Here is a 22,936-nt window from a genome sequence, read left to right on the forward strand (position 1 = left end):
CGCCGATGGTAGTGTGGGGCCTCCCCATGCGAGAGTAGGGAACTGCCAGGCATCCATCCAGTAAGAGAGCCCTGAACACGCGTTCAGGGCTTTTTTACGTCCGCAGAAAAGTCAGAAGTGCGTAAAAGTTAACCTTTCTTCAGCCAGCTGACGATAAAGTCTGCGATCCGGTCAGGCTGATTGATATCCAGCAGCGGCAGATCCAGCGCCAGTGCTTCATCGCTGGCTACGGCAATAACATATTCATCCAGCAACTCTTCTGCCCCACCTTTTACACCACGCCGCCACAGTGCAATTTTTGTCACTTTCTCATCCCTGAATCCTTCAACCAGTATCAGATCCAGCGCTGCGCTATTCATCTGTGCTGCCAGATGTTGCAGAGAGGCGGGTTCATCAGGCGTCTCACACATCAGTGCCCAGCGCCGCTCGCTGGCAACCATCACCTGATCGGCGCCCGCTTTACGTAAAACGTAGCTGTCCTTGCCTGGCGTATCGATCTCCAGCTGATGATGAGAATGTTTGATCAAACCGGTCCGGACACCGCGCTGTTTTAACAGCGGTATCAGCGATTTAAGCAGCGTGGTCTTGCCGGTACCGCTCCACGCGGCAATGGCGAGTAAAGGTACGTCCATTATTCTCCCTGCTCCTGTGCCAGATCGTCTGCTGTATTAATATTGCGAAATACCCTCTCATCTTCCTCAAACAGCACGGCGTGACCGCCGCTGGCACGCAAAAACTGCATCAGACGCCGTTCGCCGCGTGCGAGATACGTGGCGAGTTCATCAGCCAGTGCCCGGTTAAGCAGAGCCAGCACCGGATGATCGCGCATGGCTGACCTGACCCAGACCGCCGGCGCCTCTGCGCGCTGTTGCCACAGCCGCAGAACAAAATCCTGAGGGATGTAGGGTGTATCACAGGCGCAGAAAACGACCCACTCACTCTGGCTATGGCGTAATCCGCTCAGCATACCTGCCAGCGGTCCGGGCCAGTCAGGCAATGTGTCGGTTATCACCTTACAGCCGCTTAACTGATATTGATCAAGGTGCCGGTTAGCGCTGATCAGCACACTATCTACCTGTGGCTGCAGTCGCTGCAGAACATGCTGATAAAGAGGCTGATTGTGCAGCTGCATCAGCCCCTTATCACGGCCTCCCATACGACTACCCTGGCCGCCTGCCAGAATAACGCCGGTAAATACGGGCATGGTTGTCTCCTTTAATGAACCCGTGCAGTGTAAGCAGTGTGATGAGGGATCCGCTATGAAAAACCATCGTCTTAACGAACTGATTGCGCTTCTGCAGCCTGCCTGGCAGCAGGAGCCAGAATGTCACCTGCTGGGCTTTTTACACAAGCTCGCGCAGGAGGCGGGCTTTCATGGCCCGTTAAGTGAATTACGCGACGACATATTGATTTACCATCTCAAAATGCGTGATGCCGACAGCACGACAGAAATACCCGGTATCAGAAAAGATTACGAAGCAGACTTTAAAACGGCACTGTTACGCGCACGCGGTGTGATCAAGGCTGACGAGTAGTGCTATCCTTGCGCATCTACTGCAAAGGTAACATACAGGGCCGAAAATGAACGACGCTGCCTTTAATTTTCATACGCTGGATCCGGATGCCATCCTCGATGCTTTATGGGATACCGGGCTGCGGGTGGAGTCAGGCTTAACGGCGCTGAACAGCTACGAAAACCGCGTTTATCAGTTCAGCGATGATGAAAACCGGCGCTACGTCGCTAAGTTCTATCGTCCTCAGCGCTGGAGCCGGGAACAGATCCTTGAAGAGCATGCGCTGTCGCTGGATCTATTGAATGACGACGTGCCGGTAGCGGCACCGCTTACGCTACAGGGCAGCACGCTTAACCAGCATGCCGGATTTATGTTTGCCGTGTTTCCCAGCGTGGGTGGTCGTCAGTATGAAACGGATAACGAAGAACAGATGGAGTGGACAGGACGCTTCCTCGGCCGCATGCATCAGACCGGCTGCCGTAAATCTTTTGTCCGGCGTCCGGCGCTGGGTCTTGAGGAGTATATCCGGCAGCCACAGCAGACGCTGGCGCACAGCGAGCTGGTACCGGCAAGGCTTAAAGAGAGCTTACTGAAGGCGCTGGACAGCCTTTTTATCACGCTGCAGCAGAGCTGGCATACAAAATGGCAGCCGCTGCGCCTGCACGGCGACTGTCATCCGGGCAATATTCTGTGGCGCGACGGTCCGATGTTTGTTGATCTGGATGACGCGCGCACCGGTCCGGCCGTGCAGGATCTCTGGATGCTGATAAACGGCGACCGGCAGGAGCAGCGCATTCAGTGGGATATCCTGATAGAGGCGTATAACGAGTTCGGTGATTTCGATTTACATGAATTGACACTGATTGAGTCTTTACGCGCCATGCGCATGGTTTATTATCTGGCCTGGGTCGTACGCCGCTGGCAGGATCCCGCTTTTCCGCGTGCGTTTCCCTGGATGACTGACGAGGATTTCTGGCGCCGGCAGATTGCCCTCCTGATTGAGCAGGAGCGACTGTTGCACGAACCCCCATTACGGCTTGGTCCGCAATTTTAATAACGTACTCAGGAGATAGGTTAACAATGAAAAAAATCTGGCTTGCGCTGGCGGGAATGCTGCTGGCATTTAGCGTATCAGCGGCGCAGTTCACCGACGGTAAACAGTATGTCACGCTGCAGAAACCGGTGGCAGGTGAACCGCAGGTCATGGAGTTCTTCTCATTTTTCTGCCCGCACTGCTATCAGTTTGAACGTGTTTACCACGTCAGCGACGCGGTGAAGAAGAACCTGCCGGCTGAGACTAAAGTGACAAAATATCACGTCGATTTTCTCGGCGGTGATTTAGGCCCGGTGGTCACGCATGCCTGGGCAGTGGCCATGGCGCTGGGCGTGGAAAGCAAAGTTACCGCACCGATTTTTGATGGCATTCAGAAAACGCAAACCATCACCGATCCGGCCAGCCTGAAAGAAACCTTTATTAAAGCAGCAGGGATCTCAGCTGGCGATTATGACGCTGCCTGGAACAGCTTTGCGGTGAAAGCGCTGGTTGCGCAGCAGCAGAAAGCGGCTTCTGATGTCAATCTGCAGGGCGTTCCGGCTATTTTCGTCAACGGCAAATATATGGTCAATAACGGCGGGCTCGACACCAGCTCTATGGAGAATTTTGTCGCCGATTATGCCAACGTGGTTAAGTTCCTGGCTGAAAAGCAGTAACGCGACACCCTTAAACGCTGGCAACGCCAGCGTTTTTTATTTCTTCATCCTCATTTATTCTTTTTCCTGCCTGCACTCTGTAGTGATATCCACATGGACGATCGCGTTTTCAAAACCGCGTTCTGCGTCACGGCAACTTATTAACCTGTTGTAAATAAATAGTTATTATCTGCTTATTATTTTTCTCATGCTAAAAAAATAGTGCCTTATGAAATTTGCGCACAAAGTTATCCACAGAAAGATCGTTGCGATCCGCGTTTGATAACCGTGAAAAAAAGCGCCTCTCTCCCGTGTTCATTCAACATTTTTCTCAGGTTGTGGCATCCTTATAAGCCTGAATCTCGCAACGAAGAAACCTTAACACTATGGCGAAAATCGCAGAAAATCCCCTGATTCTGGTAGACGGATCCTCTTATCTCTACCGTGCATATCATGCCTTTCCGCCACTGACCAACAGCGCGGGCGAACCGACCGGCGCGATGTATGGTGTGCTCAACATGCTAAAAAGCCTGTTGATGCAGTATCAGCCCAGCCATGTGGCTGTGGTCTTCGATGCGAAAGGAAAAACCTTCCGCGACGAACTGTTTGAACACTACAAATCTCATCGTCCGCCGATGCCTGACGATCTGCGTGCGCAGATAGCACCGCTGCATGAGATGGTAAAAGCGATGGGGCTGCCGCTGCTGGCCGTATCGGGCGTGGAGGCAGACGATGTTATCGGTACGCTGGCACTGGAAGCGGGCAAACAGGGGCGCAGCGTGCTGATCAGTACCGGTGATAAAGATATGGCGCAGCTGGTCACGCCAGATATCACGCTGATCAATACCATGAGCAATACCGTACTGGGACCGGAAGAGGTTGAAGAGAAATATGGCGTGCCGCCGGCGCTGATTATCGATTTTCTGGCGATGATGGGCGACAGCTCTGATAACATCCCCGGCGTACCCGGCGTGGGAGAGAAGACCGCGCAGGCGCTGCTGCAGGGGCTGGGCGGCATGCACGCCATTTATGACAATCTCGACAAGGTAGCCGATCTGTCATTCCGCGGCGCGAAAACCATGGCGGCCAAACTTGAACAGAACCGCGATGTGGCCTTTCTCTCTTACCAGCTGGCGACCATTAAAACCGATGTGCCGCTGGAGGTCAGTTACGATCAACTGACGGTGAACCAGCCTGACGTTGAGACGCTGCAGACGCTGTTTGCCCGCTTTGAGTTCCGGCGCTGGCAGGCCGATCTGCAGGAAGGTAAGTGGCTGCAGGGCAAAAAGAGTAATGTGCAGGCGCAGAGCGCTCTGGCTGATGAGCCTGAGGCTGCGGAAGCTACCAGCGTGCTCTCTGCGGACGGGTATGTCACTATTCTTGATGAGGCAACCTTTAGCGCCTGGCTCGATAAGCTGAAGCAGGCTGAGGTGTTTGCCTTTGATCTCGAAACCGATTCACTCGATACGCTCAGCGCCACCATTGTCGGTATCGCGTTTGCTGTCGCCCCAGGGGAGGCTGCCTACCTGCCGGTTGCGCATGACTATCTGGACGCACCCGATCAGCTCGATCGCACTGACGTGCTGGCGAAGTTAAAGCCGCTGCTGGAGGATGAACGCGCGGCGAAAGTGGGACAGAACCTGAAATACGATCGCGGCGTGCTGAAAAATTACGGTATTGAGCTGCGCGGCATCCGCTTTGACACCATGCTGGAGTCCTACTGCCTGAACAGCGTTGGCGGCAAGCATGATATGGATAGCCTCTCTGCGCGCTGGCTGAATCACAAGACGGTCACGTTCGCTGAGATCGCCGGCAAAGGTAAAAATCAGCTCACGTTTAACCAAATTGCGCTGGAGCAGGCGGCACACTATGCGGCAGAAGATGCCGATGTGACGCTGCAGCTGCATCAGCAGATGTGGCCAAAACTGGAGCAGGAAGCGGGCCCGAAACAGGTCTTTACCGATATCGAAATGCCTCTGGTTACGGTGATTTCGCGCATTGAGCGTAACGGCGTGCTTATCGATCAGAACATCCTCGCCAGACATTCGCAGGAGCTGACGACCCGCCTCTCTGAGCTGGAACTGAAGGCGCATGAACTGGCGGGAGAGCCGTTTAACCTCTCTTCCACCAAACAGCTGCAGACCATCCTGTTTGAAAAGCAGGGCATCAAGCCCACGAAAAAGACACCGGGCGGTGCGCCCTCAACCAGTGAAGAGGTGCTGGCCGAGCTGGCGCTTGATTATCCGCTGCCAAAAGTCATTCTGGAACATCGCGGGCTGTCGAAGCTGAAATCTACCTATACCGATAAACTGCCGCAGATGATCAATCCGGTCTCAGGACGCGTTCACACCTCTTATCATCAGGCGGTCACGGCGACCGGCCGGCTCTCCTCAACCGATCCGAACCTGCAGAACATTCCGGTTCGCAACGAAGAAGGGCGCCGGATCCGGCAGGCCTTTATCGCCGGTACAGATAAACGCATTGTTGCTGCGGACTATTCTCAGATTGAGCTGCGCATCATGGCGCATCTGTCACAGGATAAAGGTCTGCTGGAGGCCTTTGCGCAGGGGGAAGATATTCACCGCGCCACGGCAGCGGAAGTATTTGGTTCCCCGCTGGAAAAGGTCTCAGCTGAGCAGCGCCGCAGCGCCAAAGCGATTAACTTTGGCCTGATTTACGGCATGAGTGCGTTTGGCCTCTCGCGTCAGCTGAACATCGGTGCCGGTGAAGCGAAGAAATATATGGATCTCTACTTTGAACGCTATCCGGGCGTACTGCGCTACATGGAAAAGACCCGCGATCAGGCGGCGTCTAAAGGTTATGTAGAGACGCTGGACGGGCGTCGTCTGTGGCTGCCGGATATCAAATCCAGCAACGCTATCCGCCGCAAAGCCGCTGAGCGGGCGGCCATTAATGCGCCGATGCAGGGAACTGCAGCGGATATCATCAAGCGGGCGATGATTGCCGTGGATGGCTGGCTGCAGCAGCAGAACAGTGATGATGTGAAGATGATCATGCAGGTACACGATGAACTGGTATTTGAGATCCACAAAGACACGGTAGAGAGCGCCAGCGAGAAAATCCGTCAGCTGATGGAGAGCAGTATGTCGCTGGATGTACCGTTGCTGGTGGAAGTGGGTGTCGGTGATAACTGGGATCAGGCGCACTGATCTAACTCGCTGCCTGTTAAACATTTTTCTGGAAATTAAACTACAGCCGCTGTGCGAAAGTGTGACGGAGCTGGTAAAAATTATGTCAAAAGCTGAAATTGGATCACAAAAAATCCTTTGTCGGCCAGAAAAAATCAGGTAAAGTTCGTCGCGTAGGGTACAGAGGTAAGATGTTCTATCTTTCAGACCTTTTACTTCACGTAATCGGATTTGGCTGAATATTTAGCCGCCCCAGTCAGTTATGACTGGGGCGTTTTTTATTGGGCTTTTTTCACCCGGCAACGCTGCCGTTACTCAGCCGGCTGGTTATCTGCGTCGCCTTCACGGGCCGGCTCAAGTTCGCTGAACCAGGTATCCAGTTTCTGGCGCACCTTGTCCACGCCCAGCTTTTTCAGCGAAGAGAACATCTCAACCTGCACGTCGCCCATAAAGCCCAGCGCGGCTTCGCGCACCATGTTGAGCTGCGCTTTACGTGCACCAGAGGCGAGTTTGTCCGCTTTGGTCAGCAGCACCAGTACCGGAATATTGCTGCTTACGGCCCACTCAATCATCTGCTGATCGAGATCTTTAAGCGGATGGCGAATATCCATCAGCACCACCAGCCCTTTCAGCGCCTGCCGCTTCTGCAGATACTCTGCCAGCGCACGCTGCCATTTACGTTTCATCTCCTCAGGCACTTCGGCATAGCCGTAGCCGGGCAGATCCACCAGACGTTTGCCTTCAACCACTTCAAACAGGTTGATAAGCTGGGTGCGCCCTGGTGTTTTACTGGTGCGCGCCAGACTTTTCTGGTTGGTCAGGGTATTAAGCGCACTGGATTTGCCTGCATTTGAGCGCCCGGCAAAGGCTACTTCAATACCCGTGTCGGCCGGCAGATGACGGATATCTGGCGCACTGAGCATGAAGTGGGTGATGTGATAATTCAAAGCAGACAAAATAGACTCCAGCTGATAGATACGGACTAATGGCGCTGATTATACCTGTTATGGCGCAAAAGTACCCGACAGCCGTAGCCCTGACAAATCGTGTAAGAGATCGCCGATTTCTGCTGCCAGTTTTAGCTTAAATATAAAAAGTTCAATATTTTTTTATCGCTAAAATACAGATGGTTGCGCATGATTTTACTCATTTCTCTCTAAAAAAGAGCGAGATCTTACTTGTTGATTTGGCACTTTCGTCTACATTTGGTGTCAGTGCAAGGCAGCACCCATCAGGATGATGCGCTCAGGAGTGTCCGGAAGACCAGGAGCATGGCAGGAGTACGATTCAGGCAGGAATCGGGAATGGACAGGGATTACTCGCAGGAGCGATATGGCGACGGAGCGACCGGGACGTTGAGAGCCGTAAAGGATTTATTCAGAGTTTCCTTCGTACGAAGGTGCGAAATAAGGCGATAGCAAAAGCTATCGCCTTTTTTCTTTGTCTGCTTTCTGCTAGATTTCGCCGCAATTCTATACTGAACTCACCAGGCATCACTGAGACCGGACATCATGAAGCAACCTGCACCCGCCCAGCGTGGCAAACCCGCTGCTAAAGCCAAACGTAAATCGCGTGAAGAGCTGAATCAGGAAGCGCGCGATCGTAAACGCGATAAAAAGCACAGCGGCCATAAATCGGGCAGCCGCACCAGCCCGACGGCGCAGAGCAGCGGCAGCGCACAGACTAAAAAAAGCAGCGATGCCCGCGTTGGCAGCAAAAAACCGGTGGCGCTGGTGGCTGACGGCAAAACGCAGCCCGTGAAAAAAGCGGCACCTCAGCCCAAAGTGAAAGCGCAGAAAGTACGCCTGACGCCTGAAGAGGAGCTGGCGAAGCTGGAGAACGACGAACGTCTCGACACGCTGCTCGATCGCCTGGAAAAAGGCGAGACGCTGAGCGGTGAAGACCAGGCGTGGCTGGATGAGACGCTGGACCGCATCGATGAGCTGATGGAAACGCTGGGGATCGCGCTGGATGATGACGCCGAAGATGAGCAAGCTGAAGAAGATATGATGCGCCTGCTGAAAGGGCAGTAATTCCGTTACCGGACGGCATGCACCGTATCGCATGCCGTGCTGAACAGGTATTCGACAATGTTTTGGCCTGGATCAATTTTAGCGCTGCTGCTCACATGTTATATCCTCTGGTTATTGTTTAAACTACGCCGCCTGTCGCGCCTGAAGTCGCGTTTACGGCGGCGTTCTCTTCACCGCTTCACTGACCCTTCTGCGCGACCTTTCCGGACCACACGCCACCGAAAGAGGTAAGCATGACCGCGCAGCAGATAGAATGGGATCAGCAGCTGGTTGAGAAATACAGCGGCTCAGGCCCGCGTTATACCTCCTATCCCACCGCGCCGGAATTCAGCGAAACTTTTCGCGCCGCAGATTTTGAGCAGGCTGCTGCCCGTTATCCTCACCGGCCGCTCTCTCTTTACGTGCATATCCCGTTCTGCCACAAACTGTGTTACTTCTGCGGCTGCAATAAACTAGTAACGCGCCAGCGGCACAAAGCTGACCGCTATCTGAATGCGCTGGCGCAGGAGATTGCCTGTCGTGCTCCGCTGTTTGCCGGTCGCCGGGTGACGCAACTGCACTGGGGCGGCGGCACGCCAACCTTTCTTGACGAAGCGCAGATAAGCCGGCTGATGGCGCTGCTGCGGCATCACTTCGCAATAACGGATGATGCTGAAATATCGATCGAAATCGATCCGCGTGAGATCGCGCCGGCCACGATCGATCATCTGCGGGCGGAAGGATTCAACCGTCTGAGCATCGGGATCCAGGATTTTGACCGGGCGGTACAGGCGCGCATTAACCGGATACAGGATGAAGCGGCGATTGGTGCGCTGGTAGAGCGCGCGCGTGAACAGGGTTTTCGTTCGGTCAGTTTCGATCTGATCTACGGTCTGCCGCTGCAGAGTGCGGAACGGTTTGCGCTGACGCTGCAGCGGGTGATCGCGCTCGCTCCCGACCGTCTGAGCCTGTTCAGCTATGCGCATATGCCGGCGCTGTTTGCGGCACAGCGCAAAATCAAAGCAGCAGACCTGCCCGACGGCGCGCAAAAGCTGCTGATCCTGCAGCAGAGCATTGCAACACTGACCGCCGCAGGTTACCGGTTTATCGGGATGGATCACTTCGCCCGGCCGGATGATGACCTGGCGATCGCGCAGCGCAGCGGCCTGCTGCACCGCAATTTTCAGGGCTACACCACGCAGGGTGAGAGCGATCTGCTGGGGCTGGGCGTCTCTGCCATCAGCATGCTGGGCGACAGCTATGCGCAGAACCGGAAAGCGCTGAATGAGTGGTACGCCGGGGTGGAGCAGCAGGGCAGCGCGCTGTGGCGCGGATTAACGCTGACGAAGGACGATCGTCTGCGGCGTGAGGTGATTAAACAGCTTATCTGCAATTTCACGCTCGATTTTGCCGCCGTGGAGGCGCAGTGGCCGATTGTGTTTGAGGACTATTTTGCCGACGATCTGGCGCAGCTGGCTCCGCTGGTGGCGGAGGGACTGGTTTGCTGTGAGAGGCGGCGTCTGACGGTGACCGGACGCGGCCGTCTGCTGATCCGCTCTGTCTGCATGTGTTTCGACCGCTACCTGCGGCAGAAAAGCCGCCAGCAGCACTATTCCCGAATCATCTGAATAACAAAGGGAGCATAGGCTCCCTTGCTATTAACTGAACAGGCTCGCCGTAATGGCGCATACCACAGCAGCCAGCGCAGTCTGCGGCGAATGGGCTACCGCGCTGCCAATGGCTGCCAGATTATGCGCGATTGTCAGCATGACAGATTGCAGCATGATACTTCTCTCCCGATTACCGCGGATATCATACTCACCGGTAACGGTCTGTACAGCCTGTGCGTGCAAAAAATCAGCAGAAACGCCGCTGATTGCGCAGCGTTACTCCATGCCCAGCTCTTTGAGTTTGCGCGTCAGCGTGTTGCGTCCCCAGCCGAGCAGGCGTGCCGCTTCCTGTTTATGCCCCTGAGTATGACGCAGCGCCGTGGTCAGCAGCGTACGCTCCATCTCCGGCTGCGCTTCAGATAACAGGTTCTGATGACCGGAACGCAGCGCGCGATCGGCCCACTGCGCCAGCAGCGTGGCCCAGCTGTCCGGCAGCGACTGCACCGGGCTGTCAGGCGTGGCGGATTCAAATAGCTCCGGCGGCAGATCCTGAATCAGCACTTCCTGACCGGCGGCCATCACCGTCAGCCAGCGGCAGGTGTTCTCCAGCTGGCGCACGTTGCCCGACCAGTGCAGGCGGGTCAGCGCCGTTTCCGTTTCCGGATGCAGGATTTTGGCCTCCACGCCCAGCTCGCGTGCGGCGACCTGCAGGAAGTAGCGTGCCAGACGCGGAATATCTTCGCGGCGCTCACGCAGCGGCGGAAGATGTACGCGAATGACGTTAAGGCGGTGGAACAGATCCTCACGGAATTTGCCTTCCTGCACGCGCAGCTCAAGGTTCTGATGCGTGGCGGCAATAATGCGCACGTCCACTTTTACCGGTGCGTAGCCGCCCACGCGATAGAACTGACCGTCTGCCAGCACGCGCAGCAGACGCGTCTGTACATCCAGCGGCATATCGCCAATCTCATCAAGAAACAGCGTGCCGCCATCAGCCTGTTCAAAGCGCCCCTGGCGGATCTGATTGGCGCCGGTAAACGCGCCTTTTTCATGCCCGAACAGCTCAGATTCAATCAGGTCTTTCGGGATCGCCGCCATATTCAGCGCAATAAAAGGCGCCTTGGCGCGCGGGCTGTGGCGGTGCAGCGCATGCGCGACCAGCTCTTTACCGGTTCCCGACTCACCGTTGATCAGCACGCTGATGGAGGAGCGTGACAGACGGCCAATAATACGGAACACATCCTGCATCGCCGGCGCTTCGCCAATGATGTCGGTTGTCGGGCCGCTGACGGGCTGATTGCGCGGCTGCTGCTGCTCCTGATAGTGGCTGATAGCGCGCTCGACCAGCGCGACCGCCTCATCAATATCAAACGGCTTGGGCAGATAATCAAACGCGCCCTGCTGATAGGCGCTGACGGCGGCATCAAGATCGGAGTGCGCCGTCATAATGATGACCGGCAGCATCGGGTGACGCTGCTTGATCTGCTTCAGTAGCGCCAGGCCATCCATGCCCGGCATGCGAATATCTGACAATAATACGTCCGGGGTTTTGCTGGCGAGTGCATCCAGCACCTCACTGGCGCTGTCAAACGTCGCGCAGCTTAAACCGGCTCCAGTGAGCGCGCGTTCAAGCACCCAGCGGATGGAGCTATCGTCATCGACGATCCAGACTATCCCTCGTTGCATAGAAACCTCACTGGCGAATGGGCAGGTAGACCGAAAACTCGGTGTGACCTGGCCAACTGTTAAATTCAATTTTTCCGGAGTGCTGATCGATCAGGCTGCGGGCGATAGAGAGTCCGAGACCGGTACCCCCTTCGCGTCCGCTGACCATGGGATAGAACAGCGTATCCTGCAGTTGTGCCGGAATGCCCGGCCCGTTATCTTCCACATCAATACGCGCCACCAGCCGGTAGCGCGTGCCGTGCAGCGTCAGCTGAAAAGCGGTGCGTGTACGCAGCACGATGGTCCCGCCCTCTGCGCCGAGCGCCTGCAGCGCATTGCGTACGACGTTAAGCAGCACCTGTTCAATCTGGTCAGGATCGTGCGGCAGCTCCGGCAGGCTGGGATCGTAGTCGCGTACCAGCGTTATATTGTCCGGCAGCTCCATCGAGACCAGCTTGACCACGCGCTCCGCCACCTGATGAATGCTCTGCGTAACGTGCAGCCCTGGCTGCTGCGGGCCCAGCAGACGATCGACCAGATTGCGCAGCCGGTCTGCCTGCTCAATGATAACGTTGGTGTATTCATTCAGTGACGGGTCAGGTAGCGCGCGCGACAGCAGCTGTGCCGCGCCGCGCAGGCCGCCAAGCGGGTTTTTAATCTCATGCGCCAGGCCGCGCACTAAATCGCGTGCGGCAACCTGCTGAGCATGCTGGATCTGCTCCTGGCTGAGCCGGCGCTGATTGTCCATCGGCGCCATCTCCAGCAGGATCAGGCCGTCCGGCAGACGCTGCGCGGTCAGCGACATGATGTGCGCGCGTCCGTCGACCACCAGCGTGACTTCGCTGTCGGTAAAGCCCTGGCCTGCGGCCAGGCTCTCGCGCATCACGTCAATATTCAGCGAAAAGTAGCCGGTCAGCTCCGGCAGCGGCGTACCGAACAGCTTGCGCGAACTCTGCGCCAGCAGTTGCTGCGCAGCCGGATTGGCATAGTGGATCACCAGCCCGTCATCGACCAGCAGAATACTGTTTATCAGGGAGTTGAGAATCTGCCCCGCGTCGGGCAGTGAGCCAGCAACCATACCACGATCCTCTGCACCAAATGGGTGCACTATAGCGTTTTGGGATGGAAAACTCCCCGATAACGGCAATTTTGCGGTGAAAAAAACCCATCCGGAGATGGGCTAAAGTTTCCACGGCAACAAAAAAACGTTGTCCTCTTTTGCCCGGCATGGCGGACAAAAGAGGTGAATGGCCATTTAAACGCTGTAGTAGAGTTCAAATTCAACCGGGTGTGGCGTCATGCGAACGCGATCAACATCTGGCTTGCGCAGTTCGATATAAGCATCGATAGCGTCATCAGTGAATACGCCGCCGCGGGTCAGGAACTCGCGATCTTCATTCAGCGCGTTCAGTGCCTCTTCCAGAGAACCAGCTACTTTCGGGATCTCCGCTTCTTCTTCTGGCGGCAGATCGTAGAGGTTTTTGTCCATCGCATCGCCAGGATGGATTTTGTTGATGATGCCGTCGAGACCAGCCATTAGCAGCGCAGTAAACGCCAGGTATGGGTTAGCCGCTGGATCCGGGAAGCGCGCTTCAATACGGCGGGCTTTCGGGCTGGCAACAACCGGAATACGGATAGAGGCTGAGCGGTTACGCGCGGAATAAGCGAGCATAACCGGCGCTTCGTAACCCGGCACCAGACGCTTGTAGGAGTTGGTGGTTGGGTTAGCCAGGGCGTTAATCGCTTTAGCGTGCTTAATCACACCGCCGATGTAGAACAGCGCGGTTTCAGAGAGGCCGCCGTACTTATCGCCAGAGAACAGGTTTACGCCACCTTTAGAGAGCGACATATGGCAGTGCATACCGGAGCCATTATCACCAAACATCGGTTTTGGCATAAAGGTTGCGGTCTTGCCGTAAGCGTGCGCAACGTTGTGCACGACATACTTATAGATCTGAATTTCGTCCGCTTTTTTGGTCATGGTGTTGAAGCGGGTTGCCACTTCGTTCTGACCAGCCGTAGCCACTTCGTGGTGGTGTGCTTCTACGACCAGACCCATCTGCTCCATGGTCAGACACATGGCAGAACGGATATCCTGAGAGGAGTCAACCGGTGGTACCGGGAAGTAGCCGCCTTTCAGACCCGGACGGTGGCCTTTGTTGCCGCCTTCGTACGCTTTGCCGGTGTTCCAGCACGCTTCGATATCATCGATAGCAACGTGTGAACCTGAAGTCGATGAACCGAAACGGATATCGTCAAACAGGAAGAACTCTGGCTCAGGTCCGAACAGCACGGTGTCAGCAATACCGGAAGCGCGCAGGTACTCTTCAGCGCGCTTGGCGATGGAGCGCGGATCGCGATCGTAACCCTGCAGCGTGCCTGGTTCGAGGATGTCACACCGGATGATGAGGGTCGGATCTTCGAAGAACGGGTCCATTACCGCAGTGGTGGCATCCGGCATCAGCACCATGTCTGATTCGTTAATGCCTTTCCAGCCACCGATGGATGAACCATCGAACATTTTGCCTTCTTCAAAGAAGTCTGCGTTAACCTGATGAGCAGGAATGGTGACGTGCTGTTCTTTACCTTTGGTATCGGTAAAACGCAGATCGACGAACTTAACTTCATGCTCGTTCATCATCGAGAGAACGTGTTCAGCGGACATACTCAACTCTCCTGGAAATGGTCATCTGTTGTCGTGGTGAGAGAACTCAAAATGCCTGGAATGTGTCACGACTACTGACCACCCCTGACTAAGATCCCGGCAAGCTATTCAGCCATCAGGCCACTGTCGTTTGCACTTAAAAAAGATAAAGCGAATTCTGTGCCAACTTTTTTTTAGCGCGATAAATGGCGCTGTGCGGCGCGCTGCATTGCATCAGCAGCTGCACCAGAACAGACGCATTGCTTTATTATGGTGCAAAACGGTGCGCTGGTGGCACTAAAATGGTGCATAAAGCCAGCAGAGTGCAGATATTTGCACCGCTAATGGTGCTAAAAACCAGCAGCGCGAGAATATTGTCGGGAAAACTGTGATCATGTTCAGTATTCCGCTTAATCCGTGTACAATACCGCGTTATTTCTATAATGCCTGAGGCAAAGCTGTGATCGAAAATTTGCGTAACATCGCCATCATCGCGCACGTTGACCATGGAAAAACCACCCTGGTCGACAAACTGCTGCAACAGTCTGGTACTTTTGACGCTCGTACCGAAGCGACTGAACGTGTGATGGATTCCAATGATTTGGAAAAAGAGCGTGGAATTACCATCCTCGCAAAAAACACCGCCATCAAATGGAACGACTACCGTATCAACATCGTTGATACCCCGGGACACGCCGACTTCGGTGGTGAAGTAGAGCGCGTCATGTCCATGGTGGATTCGGTGCTGCTGGTTGTTGATGCGATGGATGGCCCTATGCCGCAAACCCGCTTCGTAACCAAGAAAGCCTTTGCTCACGGTCTGAAACCCATTGTTGTTATCAATAAAATTGACCGTCCAGGCGCGCGTCCTGACTGGGTTGTAGACCAGGTATTTGACCTGTTCGTTAACCTCGACGCAACTGACGAGCAGCTGGACTTCCCTATCATTTACGCGTCAGCGCTGAATGGTATTGCAGGTCTGGACCACACCGATATGGCTGAGGATATGACTCCGCTGTATCAGGCCATCGTTGATCGCGTTTCTCCGCCGCAGGTTGAAGCTGATGCGCCGCTGCAGATGCAGATCTCTCAGCTGGACTACAACAACTATTTGGGCGTTATCGGTATCGGCCGCATCAAGCGCGGTAAAATCAAGCCGAACCAGCAGGTTACTGTGATTGACAGCGAAGGCAAAACCCGCAACGCGAAAGTGGGTAAAGTGCTGACGCATCTGGGTCTGGAGCGTATTGACAGCGATCTGGCAGAAGCGGGCGACATCATTGCCGTTACTGGTCTGGGTGAGCTGAACATCTCCGATACCATCTGCGACACGCAGAATGTAGAGGCGCTGCCGGCGCTGAGCGTGGATGAGCCTACCGTGACCATGTTCTTTAACGTCAATACCTCACCGTTCTGCGGTAAAGAAGGTAAATACGTTACTTCACGTCAGATCCTGGATCGCCTGAACAAAGAGCTGGTACACAACGTTGCACTGCGCGTTGAAGAGACCGAAGACGCTGATGCGTTCCGCGTATCAGGTCGTGGTGAGCTGCACCTTTCTGTTCTGATCGAAAACATGCGTCGTGAAGGCTTTGAGCTGGCGGTATCCCGTCCGAAAGTTATCTTCCGTGAGCATGAAGGCCGCAAGCAGGAGCCGTTTGAGAACGTTACCCTCGATATCGAAGAGACCCACCAGGGCTCAGTGATGCAGGCGATGGGTGAGCGTAAAGGCGACATGAAAAACATGGATCCGGATGGCAAAGGCCGCGTACGTCTCGACTACGTGATCCCAAGCCGTGGTCTGATCGGCTTCCGTAACGAATTCATGACCATGACCTCCGGTACCGGTCTGCTCTACTCGACTTTCAGCCACTACGACGACGTGCGTCCGGGCGAAGTTGGTCAGCGTCAGAACGGCGTTCTGATCTCTAACGGTCAGGGTAAAGCCGTTGCGTTTGCTCTGTTTGGTCTGCAGGATCGCGGTAAGCTGTTCCTGGGTCACGGTGCAGAGGTTTATGAAGGCCAGATCATCGGTATTCACAGCCGTTCTAACGACCTGACGGTAAACTGCCTGACCGGTAAGAAACTGACCAACATGCGTGCGTCAGGTACCGATGAGGCAACGACGCTGGTTCCGCCACAGAAAATGACGCTGGAGCAGGCGATCGAGTTCATCGATGATGATGAACTGGTTGAAGTCACGCCACAGTCAGTCCGTATCCGTAAACGTCACCTGACCGAGAACGATCGCAAACGCGCGTCTCGCGGCGGTAAAGAGTAAACGATACGTTCTGTTATCAGGCCCCGCACTGCGGGGCTTTTTTGTTTCTGTTGCCCGCCTTTTTCCCCGAATGCTCCCTGTTCAGCTACGCTTTTTGCCGCTAGAGTGAATGATCCCGGAAGCACAGAGGAGAGGCGTCATGCTGTACATCTTTGATTTGGGTAACGTGATTGTTGATATCGACTTCAATCGCGTACTGGGCGTCTGGAGTGATTTAGGCCGCGTGCCGCTGGCCACGCTGCAGAGTCGCTTCAGCATGGATGAAGCGTTTGAACAACATGAACGGGGTGAAATCAGCGACCCGGAATTTGCTGAACGCCTTTGCGAGCAGCTCGACATTGCCCTGAGCTATGAGCAGTTCACCGCCGGCTGGCAGGCCGTGTTTGTCGGCGTTCGCCCGGAGACGCTGGCGATCATGAACCAGCTTCGCGCCCGCGGCGAGCGCGTGGTGATCCTTTCCAACACCAACCAGCTGCATTTCGAATTCTGGCCGACGCACTATCCGGAAGTGCAGCAGGCTGCCGATCGCGTCTATATGTCGCAGGACCTCGGCATGCGTAAACCGGAAGCGCGGATTTTCAGCCATGTGCTGGCGCAGGAGGGTTACACGGCGGATCAGGCCCTCTTCTTTGATGACAATCAGGCGAATATCGATGCGGCGCGCGCGCTGGGAATCGAAAGCGTGCTGGTGGAGGATCACAAAACCCTGCCGGACTGGTTCGCAGCGCGTGGGTAAATGTGATGGCTGACACTCTGCGCCATCGGGCGCATGCATTTTTTTTGTGGCTGAAGCTGCTGTGGCGGCGCATCGACGAAGATAACATGACCACGCAGGCGGGTAATCTTGCCTACGTCTCCCTGCTGGCGCTGGTGCCGCTGGTGGCGGTGATCTTCGCGCTGTTTGCCGCGTTTCCGGTTTTTTCCGACATCAGCGTACAGCTCAAGAATTTTATCTTTACCAACTTTATGCCGGCAGCCGGCGACGTGATCCAGCGCTACCTTGACCAGTTTGTCGCGAACGTAAATAAAATGACGGCGGTGGGCGCGGTAGGGCTGATTGTCACAGCGCTGCTGCTGATGCACTCCGTTGACAGCGCGCTGAACGCCATCTGGCGCAGCAATTCGCCGCGTCCGATGATCTATTCATTTGCCGTTTACTGGATGATCCTGACGCTCGGTCCGCTGCTGGCTGGCGCCAGCCTGGCGATCAGCTCCTATCTGCTGTCGCTGCGCTGGGTCAATGTCACTGGCGTTACCAGCCTGATCGATCAGGCGCTGCGCATCTTCCCGCTGGTGCTCTCCATTCTGGCGTTCTGGCTGCTTTACAGCGTGGTGCCAACGCGGCGCGTGCCGGGGCGCGATGCGCTTACCGGGGCGGTAGTGGCAGGCCTGCTGTTTGAGCTGGGCAAAAAAGGCTTTGCGCTCTATGTTACGATGTTTCCTTCGTATCAGTTAATTTACGGCGTACTGGCCGTTATCCCGATCCTGTTTCTGTGGGTCTACTGGACGTGGTGTATTGTTTTGCTGGGAGCGGAAGTCACCGTCACCCTGAATGACTATCGCCAGCTAAAGCAGCAGGAACATGAATCATCCCGTGAGGAAACATGATTGCATTAATTCAGCGCGTCAGTGCCGTCAGCGTGGCGGTCGACAACCAGATCATTGGTGAGATTGGCGCCGGGCTGCTGGTGCTGCTGGGCGTGGAAAAAGAGGATGACGATCAAAAAGCCCGGCGGCTCTGCGATAAAGTGCTCGGCTACCGTGTTTTCGGTGACGAGAATGACAAAATGAATCTGAATGTGCACCAGGCTGGCGGCAGCGTGCTGGTGGTTTCGCAGTTTACGCTGGCGGCAGATACCCGTAAGGGCATGCGTCCCTCATTTTCCGGTGGTGCCGCCCCGGCGGAAGCGGAACGGCTCTATAACGTCTTCAGCGACTGCTGCCGGGCCAGCGGTATCACAACCGCCAGCGGTCGCTTTGCGGCCGATATGCAGGTTTCACTGGTTAACGACGGTCCGGTCACTTTCTGGTTGCAGGTGTGAGATCGGCAGCCGGGCGGCAGGCGATCGGCCACGCTGGCTCCGAACGGGAGAATCATTTTATGTATCATCTTCGAGTGCCTCAGACGGCCGAAGAGCTGGACATGTATTACCAGTTCCGCTGGGAAATGCTGCGCAAGCCGCTGCGCCAGCCGCAGGGTTCAGAACGGGATGCCTGGGACGCGCTGGCGCACCATCAGATGGTGGTGGATGAGCAGGGCAAGCCAGTTGCCGCAGGCCGCCTCTATATTAATGCAGAGAATGAAGCCGCTATTCGCTTTCTGGCTGTGCATCCGTCGGTGCAGGGCAAGGGGCTTGGGACGCTGGTGGCGATGACGCTGGAGTCCGTCGCGCGACAGGAAGGTGCCAAGCGCGTAACCTGCAGCGCGCGCGAAGACGCCGTGGAGTTTTTTGCCAAGCTGGGTTTTATCAACCAGGGTGAAATCACCGCGCCGCAGACCACGCCGGTGCGCCATTTTCTGATGATCAAACCGGTGGTGACGCTGGATGATATTCTGCATCGCGCCGACTGGTGCGGCCAGCTCCAGCAGGCGTGGTATGAGCATATTCCGCTGAGTGAGAAGATGGGCGTGCGCATCCTGCAATATACCGGGCAGAAATTTGTTACCACCATGCCGGAAACCGGCAACCAAAACCCGCACCATACGCTGTTTGCCGGCAGTCTCTTTTCACTGGCCACGCTGACCGGCTGGGGGCTGATCTGGCTGCTGCTGCGCGAACGTCATCTGGGCGGGACGATTATTCTGGCGGATGCGCATATCCGCTACAGCAAACCGATCAGCGGACGGCCCGGCGCCACCGCCGATCTCGGCTCGCTGAGCGGCGATCTCGACCGCCTCGCACGCGGGCGCAAGGCGCGCGTGCAGCTGGAGGTTGAGCTGTACGGTAATGAGGAGCCGGGTGCAGTATTTGAGGGTGTCTATATCGTGCTGCCTGCGGACCAGCATGGTCCGCTCGAAGCGGGTGGCTCCGGCGCGCTGATAAACTGAGGCTGGCGCAGCCGATCGCGCAGTAACAACGCGATCGGCCTGCCGTTCTTACTCTGTCTGCCCGTTACGCATGCTCTGCTGCAGCGAGCCGGCGTCGGTGGTAACGGAAAGGTCTGCCGTAATGCCCGGACGCAGTGGTGTACCGGCGCGCAGTGACCCCTTAAGCTGCAGCTGCAGATTACTGTCGCCGCTCTGCGTCAGCGCTGGCCAGCCCCAGTTTTCCAGCACGTTGACCGGCACCGCCTGGCCCTTCAGGCTCAGCGTCAGCGGACGTTCGGCGCTCTGGCCTACCGTTGCCGTCGCCTCCAGCAGTCCATTGCCGTTAAAGGCGCTCATTTCTGTTATCTGGATTTGCTGCTCATCTGCCGTCAGCGCTATCGAGGGATGACGCAGATCGGTACGGTTAAAGGTCGCTTCTGCCGCGTTAAGACTCGCTTTGCCCGACCAGATCCCCCACTGATGTGCGCGCGCCAGCAGCAGATTGTCCGCAGAGCCGTCCAGCGCCGTCATCTGGAAAGGAAACGCCGGGTTGATATCGATGATCAGGTTACGATTGGCGGTGGCGTGCTTCACCAGCACGCTGTCAAGCCAGGCGGGCAGGGTAGCCTGCCAGCGCTCGCGCCAGTTCTGCGGCAGCGTATACTCCAGTCCGGCCACGGCCAGATCGTCCAGCGTCAGCTGCCGGTTGCTGCGCGTCCAGCTGCCGCTGGCGCGCAGGATACCGTTAACCCAGCGGGAGCTGAACTGCGTAAGTCTGACGCCTTCAGGCGAGAACTCTGCGTTAACGATAGGATCATCCAGCGTCAGGCTGCCATTAATAAAGTTGCCGGCATTCATCGCCAGGTAGCCTTCGTTACTCTGCCAGTCGCCGTTACGCAGGGTAATGTCCCGCAGCGTAAGATCGAGATCGGTGACCGCCCAGTCCGGTCCCTGCAGCCGGGCGTCGGTGACATCCAGACGGTTAATCGTGACCGCAGGAGCGGTCAGCAGCGGGCGCAGGAAATCATGCAGCGACTGGCTGGTCTGCAGACGGACATCATTCAGGCGCAGCTGATCAATGCTCCAGTTGCCCTGGTCGTCACGCTCCGCCCGACCAGTTACCGATCCCCGGGCGATATCCGCACCTATCGTGGTCAGCTGCAGACGGCGATGCGCCACGTTGCCCTGCAGCAGGACGTTATCACCAGCCAGACCGTTCAGCGTCAGCTGCGCAGCGCTTATCTGAAACTGCGCGTCACTGCCCAGCATATCGGCAGGCACAGGCTTCCATGGAACGATACCGCCATTGACGCCGCGGGCAGAGAGCGGCAGCGTCGTGCGCGGGCTTTCGAGACGCACATTTCGCAGCTGCAGGCGGTTGGCCTGAACGGGTAGCATGGTGGATGGCGTCTGATTGGCGAGATTGATCTCCCCTTCATGAATTTCAATACTGTCAAAATGAAGCCAGTCGCTGAACTGCACCATCGCCAGGCCAAGATCGATGCGTTTAGCCACGACAACCGCAGGCTGGCCATCGTGACCAAAACTGAAATTATCCAGCACGATATGTGAAGGGGAAGAGAAGTTGTGCTCAATTTTACTGACGGAGAGATGCCACGCAGTTTTATCACTTACCCAGCGGCTAAACCAGCCGGCGCCCCACTGTGTCTGCACCAGTACATAACCGATCACCAGCAGCAGCAGAATCAGCAGTAATAGAGTAAGGAAAAACTTGCCCAGGAATTTCATTGCATTCATCCATCGCGATCGTTGTCCGGTCAGTGGTTGTTATGCCTGAATTACTGTTACAGCTCAACCGTCTGGCGAAAAATGCGGATAAATAGCAGGCAGGCGGACGCCTGCCTGCTGCGCTATTTTTCCTGCGGGAAAATAAGATTAAGCACGATCGCGGTAATACCGCCGGCAGCAATACCGGAAGAGAGCAGCGTTTTCAGCCATTCTGGCGCAAACTGCAGGATCAGCGGCTGCTGAGAGACACCGAGTCCGACCGCCAGCGATAGCGCAATAATCATGATAGCGCGGCGATTAAGCGGCTCGCGGGAGACAATGCGCACGCCGGAAGCGGCGATGGTGCCGAACATTACGATAGTGGCACCGCCCAGCACCGGTTCCGGAATATGCTGAACAAAGCCGCTGACCGCCGGAAACAGCCCGAGAACCACCAGCATCAGCGCCACCACAAAGCCTACATAGCGGCTGGCCACGCCGGTCAGCTGGATCACACCGTTGTTCTGACCAAAACAGGAGTTGGGAAAGGTGTTAAACAGGGCAGAGACGCAGGAGTTCAGGCCGTTTGCCAGCACGCCTCCTTTCAGACGCTTCATATAGAGCGGGCCGCTGACCGGCTGTTCTGAAACGTCAGAGGTGGCGGTGATATCACCGATGGTCTCCAGCGAAGTAACCATAAAGACCAGCATCAGCGGGATCAGCAGATTCCAGTCAAAACCCAGCCCGTAATAGAGCGGTGAAGGCACAGCCAGCAGCGGCTGCTCTACCGGTGCCGCGCTCTCCGGCAGCATATCCAGTCCCCACGCCAGTGCATAACCCACCGCCATCGCGATCACCAGCGATGCCACACGCAGATAGGGATTGCGCTGACGGTTAAGCAGAATAATCACCAGCAGCACGGCACCTGCCAGCAGCAGATTTTCAGGCGCGCCAAAGCTGTGATCGTTCATAGCAGCAAAGCCGCCGCCAATTGAGGTCAGCCCGACCTGAATCAGCGAGAGACCGATAATCATCACCACGATGCCCGACACCAGCGGCGTAATAATCCGGCGTGCAAGATGCAGCACGCGCGACAGCAGCATTTCGGTACAGGAGGCGACCATCAGCGTGCCAAACAGCGCTGCCATCATGGTGGGCACATCCGCGCCACCATTCTTCAGCGCCATACCGCCCATAATCAGCGGCGTGACAAAGTTAAAGCTGGTGCCCTGAATCGACAGCAGCCCTGAGCCCACCGGTCCCCAGGTTTTAATCTGCAGCAGCGACGCCACGCCGGAGGCAAACAGCGACATACTGATGATGTGCTGCGTATCCTGTGCCGGCAGCCCCAGCGCCTGGCAGATCAGCAGCGCCGGGGTGATCACGGCGACAAACATCGCCAGCAGGTGCTGACAGGCGGCAAATAGCGTCTGCGGCAGCGGCGGGCGATCCTCAAGACGATAAATCAGTTCGCTTTTTGTCGTGGCAGACGCACTGGCGGGCGAAAGGGGTTCGGCACGATTAACAGACATGACAGGCTCTCAGTAACAGCAAAGTGGCGATTTTAAACGGTTGCCCGCTGAAAGCAATCGTTTGCATCGCTGCGGCTGATGACC

Annotated in this window: 21 protein-coding genes; 12 read left to right on the forward strand and 9 right to left on the reverse strand. The window is 56.1% G+C overall.

Annotated elements, in window-relative coordinates; translation table 11 throughout:
• Nucleotides 1-128: 128 nt before the first annotated feature.
• Nucleotides 129-632: a molybdopterin-guanine dinucleotide biosynthesis protein MobB gene (mobB, locus tag AC2CF9_RS15500; RefSeq protein WP_150018433.1), complete on the reverse strand. Its 504-nt coding sequence runs from the start codon at nucleotides 630-632 to the stop codon at nucleotides 129-131.
• The gene (mobA, locus tag AC2CF9_RS15505; protein ID WP_484557401.1) at nucleotides 632-1,204 is read right to left on the reverse strand and encodes a molybdenum cofactor guanylyltransferase MobA; all 573 of its coding nucleotides are present in this window, start codon (nucleotides 1,202-1,204) and stop codon (nucleotides 632-634) included. The genes mobB and mobA overlap by 1 nt, the downstream gene beginning before the upstream one ends.
• Before the next feature lie 55 nt (nucleotides 1,205-1,259).
• Here mobA and AC2CF9_RS15510 point away from each other — a divergent pair, with 55 nt between their 5' ends.
• The 5 genes from AC2CF9_RS15510 to spfP all read left to right on the forward strand — a co-directional run bounded on the left by AC2CF9_RS15510 (nucleotide 1,260) and on the right by spfP (nucleotide 6,591).
• Nucleotides 1,260-1,535 carry a YihD family protein gene (locus AC2CF9_RS15510; protein WP_484557402.1) on the forward strand — a complete coding sequence of 92 codons (276 nt, stop codon included), beginning with the start codon at nucleotides 1,260-1,262 and terminating at the stop codon, nucleotides 1,533-1,535.
• A gap of 46 nt (nucleotides 1,536-1,581) precedes the next feature.
• Nucleotides 1,582-2,568 (forward strand): serine/threonine protein kinase, encoded by a 987-nt coding sequence (locus tag AC2CF9_RS15515; RefSeq protein ID WP_150018430.1) that lies wholly within the window; start codon nucleotides 1,582-1,584, stop codon nucleotides 2,566-2,568.
• Between the two features lie 26 nt (nucleotides 2,569-2,594).
• On the forward strand, nucleotides 2,595-3,224 hold the full coding sequence (gene dsbA / locus AC2CF9_RS15520) for a thiol:disulfide interchange protein DsbA (protein ID WP_039381357.1): 630 nt from the start codon (nucleotides 2,595-2,597) through the stop codon (nucleotides 3,222-3,224).
• 365 nt (nucleotides 3,225-3,589) lie between these two features.
• The gene (gene polA, locus AC2CF9_RS15525; RefSeq protein WP_484557403.1) at nucleotides 3,590-6,373 is read left to right on the forward strand and encodes a DNA polymerase I; all 2,784 of its coding nucleotides are present in this window, start codon (nucleotides 3,590-3,592) and stop codon (nucleotides 6,371-6,373) included.
• Nucleotides 6,374-6,543: 170 nt separating this feature from the next.
• Nucleotides 6,544-6,591, forward strand: coding sequence for a small protein SpfP (spfP, locus tag AC2CF9_RS15530; RefSeq protein WP_071892919.1), 48 nt, complete (start codon nucleotides 6,544-6,546; stop codon nucleotides 6,589-6,591).
• Nucleotides 6,592-6,663: 72 nt separating this feature from the next.
• Here the strand turns inward: spfP and yihA are convergent, their stop codons facing one another.
• Nucleotides 6,664-7,308 carry a ribosome biogenesis GTP-binding protein YihA/YsxC gene (gene yihA / locus AC2CF9_RS15535; protein WP_039381353.1) on the reverse strand — a complete coding sequence of 215 codons (645 nt, stop codon included), beginning with the start codon at nucleotides 7,306-7,308 and terminating at the stop codon, nucleotides 6,664-6,666.
• Nucleotides 7,309-7,863: 555 nt separating this feature from the next.
• Between yihA and yihI the strand changes: the two genes are divergently transcribed.
• The gene (gene yihI, locus AC2CF9_RS15540; protein WP_150018428.1) at nucleotides 7,864-8,385 is read left to right on the forward strand and encodes a Der GTPase-activating protein YihI; all 522 of its coding nucleotides are present in this window, start codon (nucleotides 7,864-7,866) and stop codon (nucleotides 8,383-8,385) included.
• Nucleotides 8,386-8,618: 233 nt separating this feature from the next.
• Complete coding sequence (gene hemN / locus AC2CF9_RS15545) at nucleotides 8,619-9,992, forward strand: oxygen-independent coproporphyrinogen III oxidase (protein WP_484557404.1); 1,374 nt, start codon at nucleotides 8,619-8,621, stop codon at nucleotides 9,990-9,992.
• A gap of 30 nt (nucleotides 9,993-10,022) precedes the next feature.
• Here hemN and AC2CF9_RS15550 read toward each other — a convergent pair whose 3' ends face one another.
• From AC2CF9_RS15550 to glnA, 4 genes are all read right to left on the reverse strand, one after another.
• Nucleotides 10,023-10,148 carry a YshB family small membrane protein gene (locus AC2CF9_RS15550; RefSeq protein ID WP_139239666.1) on the reverse strand — a complete coding sequence of 42 codons (126 nt, stop codon included), beginning with the start codon at nucleotides 10,146-10,148 and terminating at the stop codon, nucleotides 10,023-10,025.
• Between the two features lie 102 nt (nucleotides 10,149-10,250).
• The gene (gene glnG, locus AC2CF9_RS15555) at nucleotides 10,251-11,660 is read right to left on the reverse strand and encodes a nitrogen regulation protein NR(I) (protein ID WP_039381345.1); all 1,410 of its coding nucleotides are present in this window, start codon (nucleotides 11,658-11,660) and stop codon (nucleotides 10,251-10,253) included.
• 7 nt (nucleotides 11,661-11,667) lie between these two features.
• Nucleotides 11,668-12,717 (reverse strand): nitrogen regulation protein NR(II), encoded by a 1,050-nt coding sequence (gene glnL / locus AC2CF9_RS15560; protein WP_150018426.1) that lies wholly within the window; start codon nucleotides 12,715-12,717, stop codon nucleotides 11,668-11,670.
• 177 nt (nucleotides 12,718-12,894) lie between these two features.
• On the reverse strand, nucleotides 12,895-14,304 hold the full coding sequence (glnA, locus tag AC2CF9_RS15565) for a glutamate--ammonia ligase (RefSeq protein ID WP_039381340.1): 1,410 nt from the start codon (nucleotides 14,302-14,304) through the stop codon (nucleotides 12,895-12,897).
• A 439-nt stretch (nucleotides 14,305-14,743) separates the two neighbouring features.
• On the opposite strand from glnA, the gene typA reads away from it, so the two are divergent.
• From typA to fabY, 5 genes are all read left to right on the forward strand, one after another.
• Nucleotides 14,744-16,564: a ribosome-dependent GTPase TypA gene (gene typA / locus AC2CF9_RS15570; RefSeq protein WP_150018425.1), complete on the forward strand. Its 1,821-nt coding sequence runs from the start codon at nucleotides 14,744-14,746 to the stop codon at nucleotides 16,562-16,564.
• A gap of 139 nt (nucleotides 16,565-16,703) precedes the next feature.
• Nucleotides 16,704-17,300, forward strand: coding sequence for a glucose-1-phosphatase (gene yihX, locus AC2CF9_RS15575; protein WP_484557405.1), 597 nt, complete (start codon nucleotides 16,704-16,706; stop codon nucleotides 17,298-17,300).
• Between the two features lie 5 nt (nucleotides 17,301-17,305).
• Nucleotides 17,306-18,172, forward strand: a complete 867-nt coding sequence (locus AC2CF9_RS15580; RefSeq protein ID WP_150018423.1) for a virulence factor BrkB family protein — start codon at nucleotides 17,306-17,308, stop codon at nucleotides 18,170-18,172.
• Nucleotides 18,169-18,606 carry a D-aminoacyl-tRNA deacylase gene (gene dtd, locus AC2CF9_RS15585; protein ID WP_484557406.1) on the forward strand — a complete coding sequence of 146 codons (438 nt, stop codon included), beginning with the start codon at nucleotides 18,169-18,171 and terminating at the stop codon, nucleotides 18,604-18,606. The genes AC2CF9_RS15580 and dtd overlap by 4 nt, the downstream gene beginning before the upstream one ends.
• A 59-nt stretch (nucleotides 18,607-18,665) precedes the next feature.
• A complete protein-coding gene (gene fabY / locus AC2CF9_RS15590) occupies nucleotides 18,666-19,613 on the forward strand; it encodes a fatty acid biosynthesis protein FabY (RefSeq protein ID WP_039381327.1) in 948 nt (315 codons plus the stop codon).
• A gap of 48 nt (nucleotides 19,614-19,661) precedes the next feature.
• Here the strand turns inward: fabY and AC2CF9_RS15595 are convergent, their stop codons facing one another.
• Complete coding sequence (locus AC2CF9_RS15595; protein WP_484557407.1) at nucleotides 19,662-21,341, reverse strand: AsmA family protein; 1,680 nt, start codon at nucleotides 21,339-21,341, stop codon at nucleotides 19,662-19,664.
• 122 nt (nucleotides 21,342-21,463) lie between these two features.
• Nucleotides 21,464-22,852, reverse strand: coding sequence for a nucleobase:cation symporter-2 family protein (locus tag AC2CF9_RS15600; protein ID WP_484557408.1), 1,389 nt, complete (start codon nucleotides 22,850-22,852; stop codon nucleotides 21,464-21,466).
• Nucleotides 22,853-22,936 lie beyond the last annotated feature (84 nt).

The sequence above is a fragment of the Pantoea sp. SYBGC1 genome, from assembly GCF_057197005.1.

Excerpts from the sequence above, each read along its gene's own strand:
- mobB (WP_150018433.1), bottom strand. The coding sequence starts at position 632 with ATGGACGTACCTTTACTCGCCATTGCCGCGTGGAGCGGTACCGGCAAG.
- mobA (WP_484557401.1), bottom strand. The coding sequence starts at position 1,204 with ATGCCCGTATTTACCGGCGTTATTCTGGCAGGCGGCCAGGGTAGTCGT.
- AC2CF9_RS15510 (WP_484557402.1), top strand. The coding sequence starts at position 1,260 with ATGAAAAACCATCGTCTTAACGAACTGATTGCGCTTCTGCAGCCTGCC.
- AC2CF9_RS15515 (WP_150018430.1), top strand. The coding sequence starts at position 1,582 with ATGAACGACGCTGCCTTTAATTTTCATACGCTGGATCCGGATGCCATC.
- dsbA (WP_039381357.1), top strand. The coding sequence starts at position 2,595 with ATGAAAAAAATCTGGCTTGCGCTGGCGGGAATGCTGCTGGCATTTAGC.
- polA (WP_484557403.1), top strand. The coding sequence starts at position 3,590 with ATGGCGAAAATCGCAGAAAATCCCCTGATTCTGGTAGACGGATCCTCT.
- yihI (WP_150018428.1), top strand. The coding sequence starts at position 7,864 with ATGAAGCAACCTGCACCCGCCCAGCGTGGCAAACCCGCTGCTAAAGCC.
- hemN (WP_484557404.1), top strand. The coding sequence starts at position 8,619 with ATGACCGCGCAGCAGATAGAATGGGATCAGCAGCTGGTTGAGAAATAC.
- AC2CF9_RS15550 (WP_139239666.1), bottom strand. The coding sequence starts at position 10,148 with ATGCTGCAATCTGTCATGCTGACAATCGCGCATAATCTGGCAGCCATT.
- glnG (WP_039381345.1), bottom strand. The coding sequence starts at position 11,660 with ATGCAACGAGGGATAGTCTGGATCGTCGATGACGATAGCTCCATCCGC.
- glnL (WP_150018426.1), bottom strand. The coding sequence starts at position 12,717 with ATGGTTGCTGGCTCACTGCCCGACGCGGGGCAGATTCTCAACTCCCTG.
- glnA (WP_039381340.1), bottom strand. The coding sequence starts at position 14,304 with ATGTCCGCTGAACACGTTCTCTCGATGATGAACGAGCATGAAGTTAAG.
- yihX (WP_484557405.1), top strand. The coding sequence starts at position 16,704 with ATGCTGTACATCTTTGATTTGGGTAACGTGATTGTTGATATCGACTTC.
- AC2CF9_RS15580 (WP_150018423.1), top strand. The coding sequence starts at position 17,306 with ATGGCTGACACTCTGCGCCATCGGGCGCATGCATTTTTTTTGTGGCTG.
- dtd (WP_484557406.1), top strand. The coding sequence starts at position 18,169 with ATGATTGCATTAATTCAGCGCGTCAGTGCCGTCAGCGTGGCGGTCGAC.
- fabY (WP_039381327.1), top strand. The coding sequence starts at position 18,666 with ATGTATCATCTTCGAGTGCCTCAGACGGCCGAAGAGCTGGACATGTAT.
- AC2CF9_RS15595 (WP_484557407.1), bottom strand. The coding sequence starts at position 21,341 with ATGAAATTCCTGGGCAAGTTTTTCCTTACTCTATTACTGCTGATTCTG.
- AC2CF9_RS15600 (WP_484557408.1), bottom strand. The coding sequence starts at position 22,852 with ATGTCTGTTAATCGTGCCGAACCCCTTTCGCCCGCCAGTGCGTCTGCC.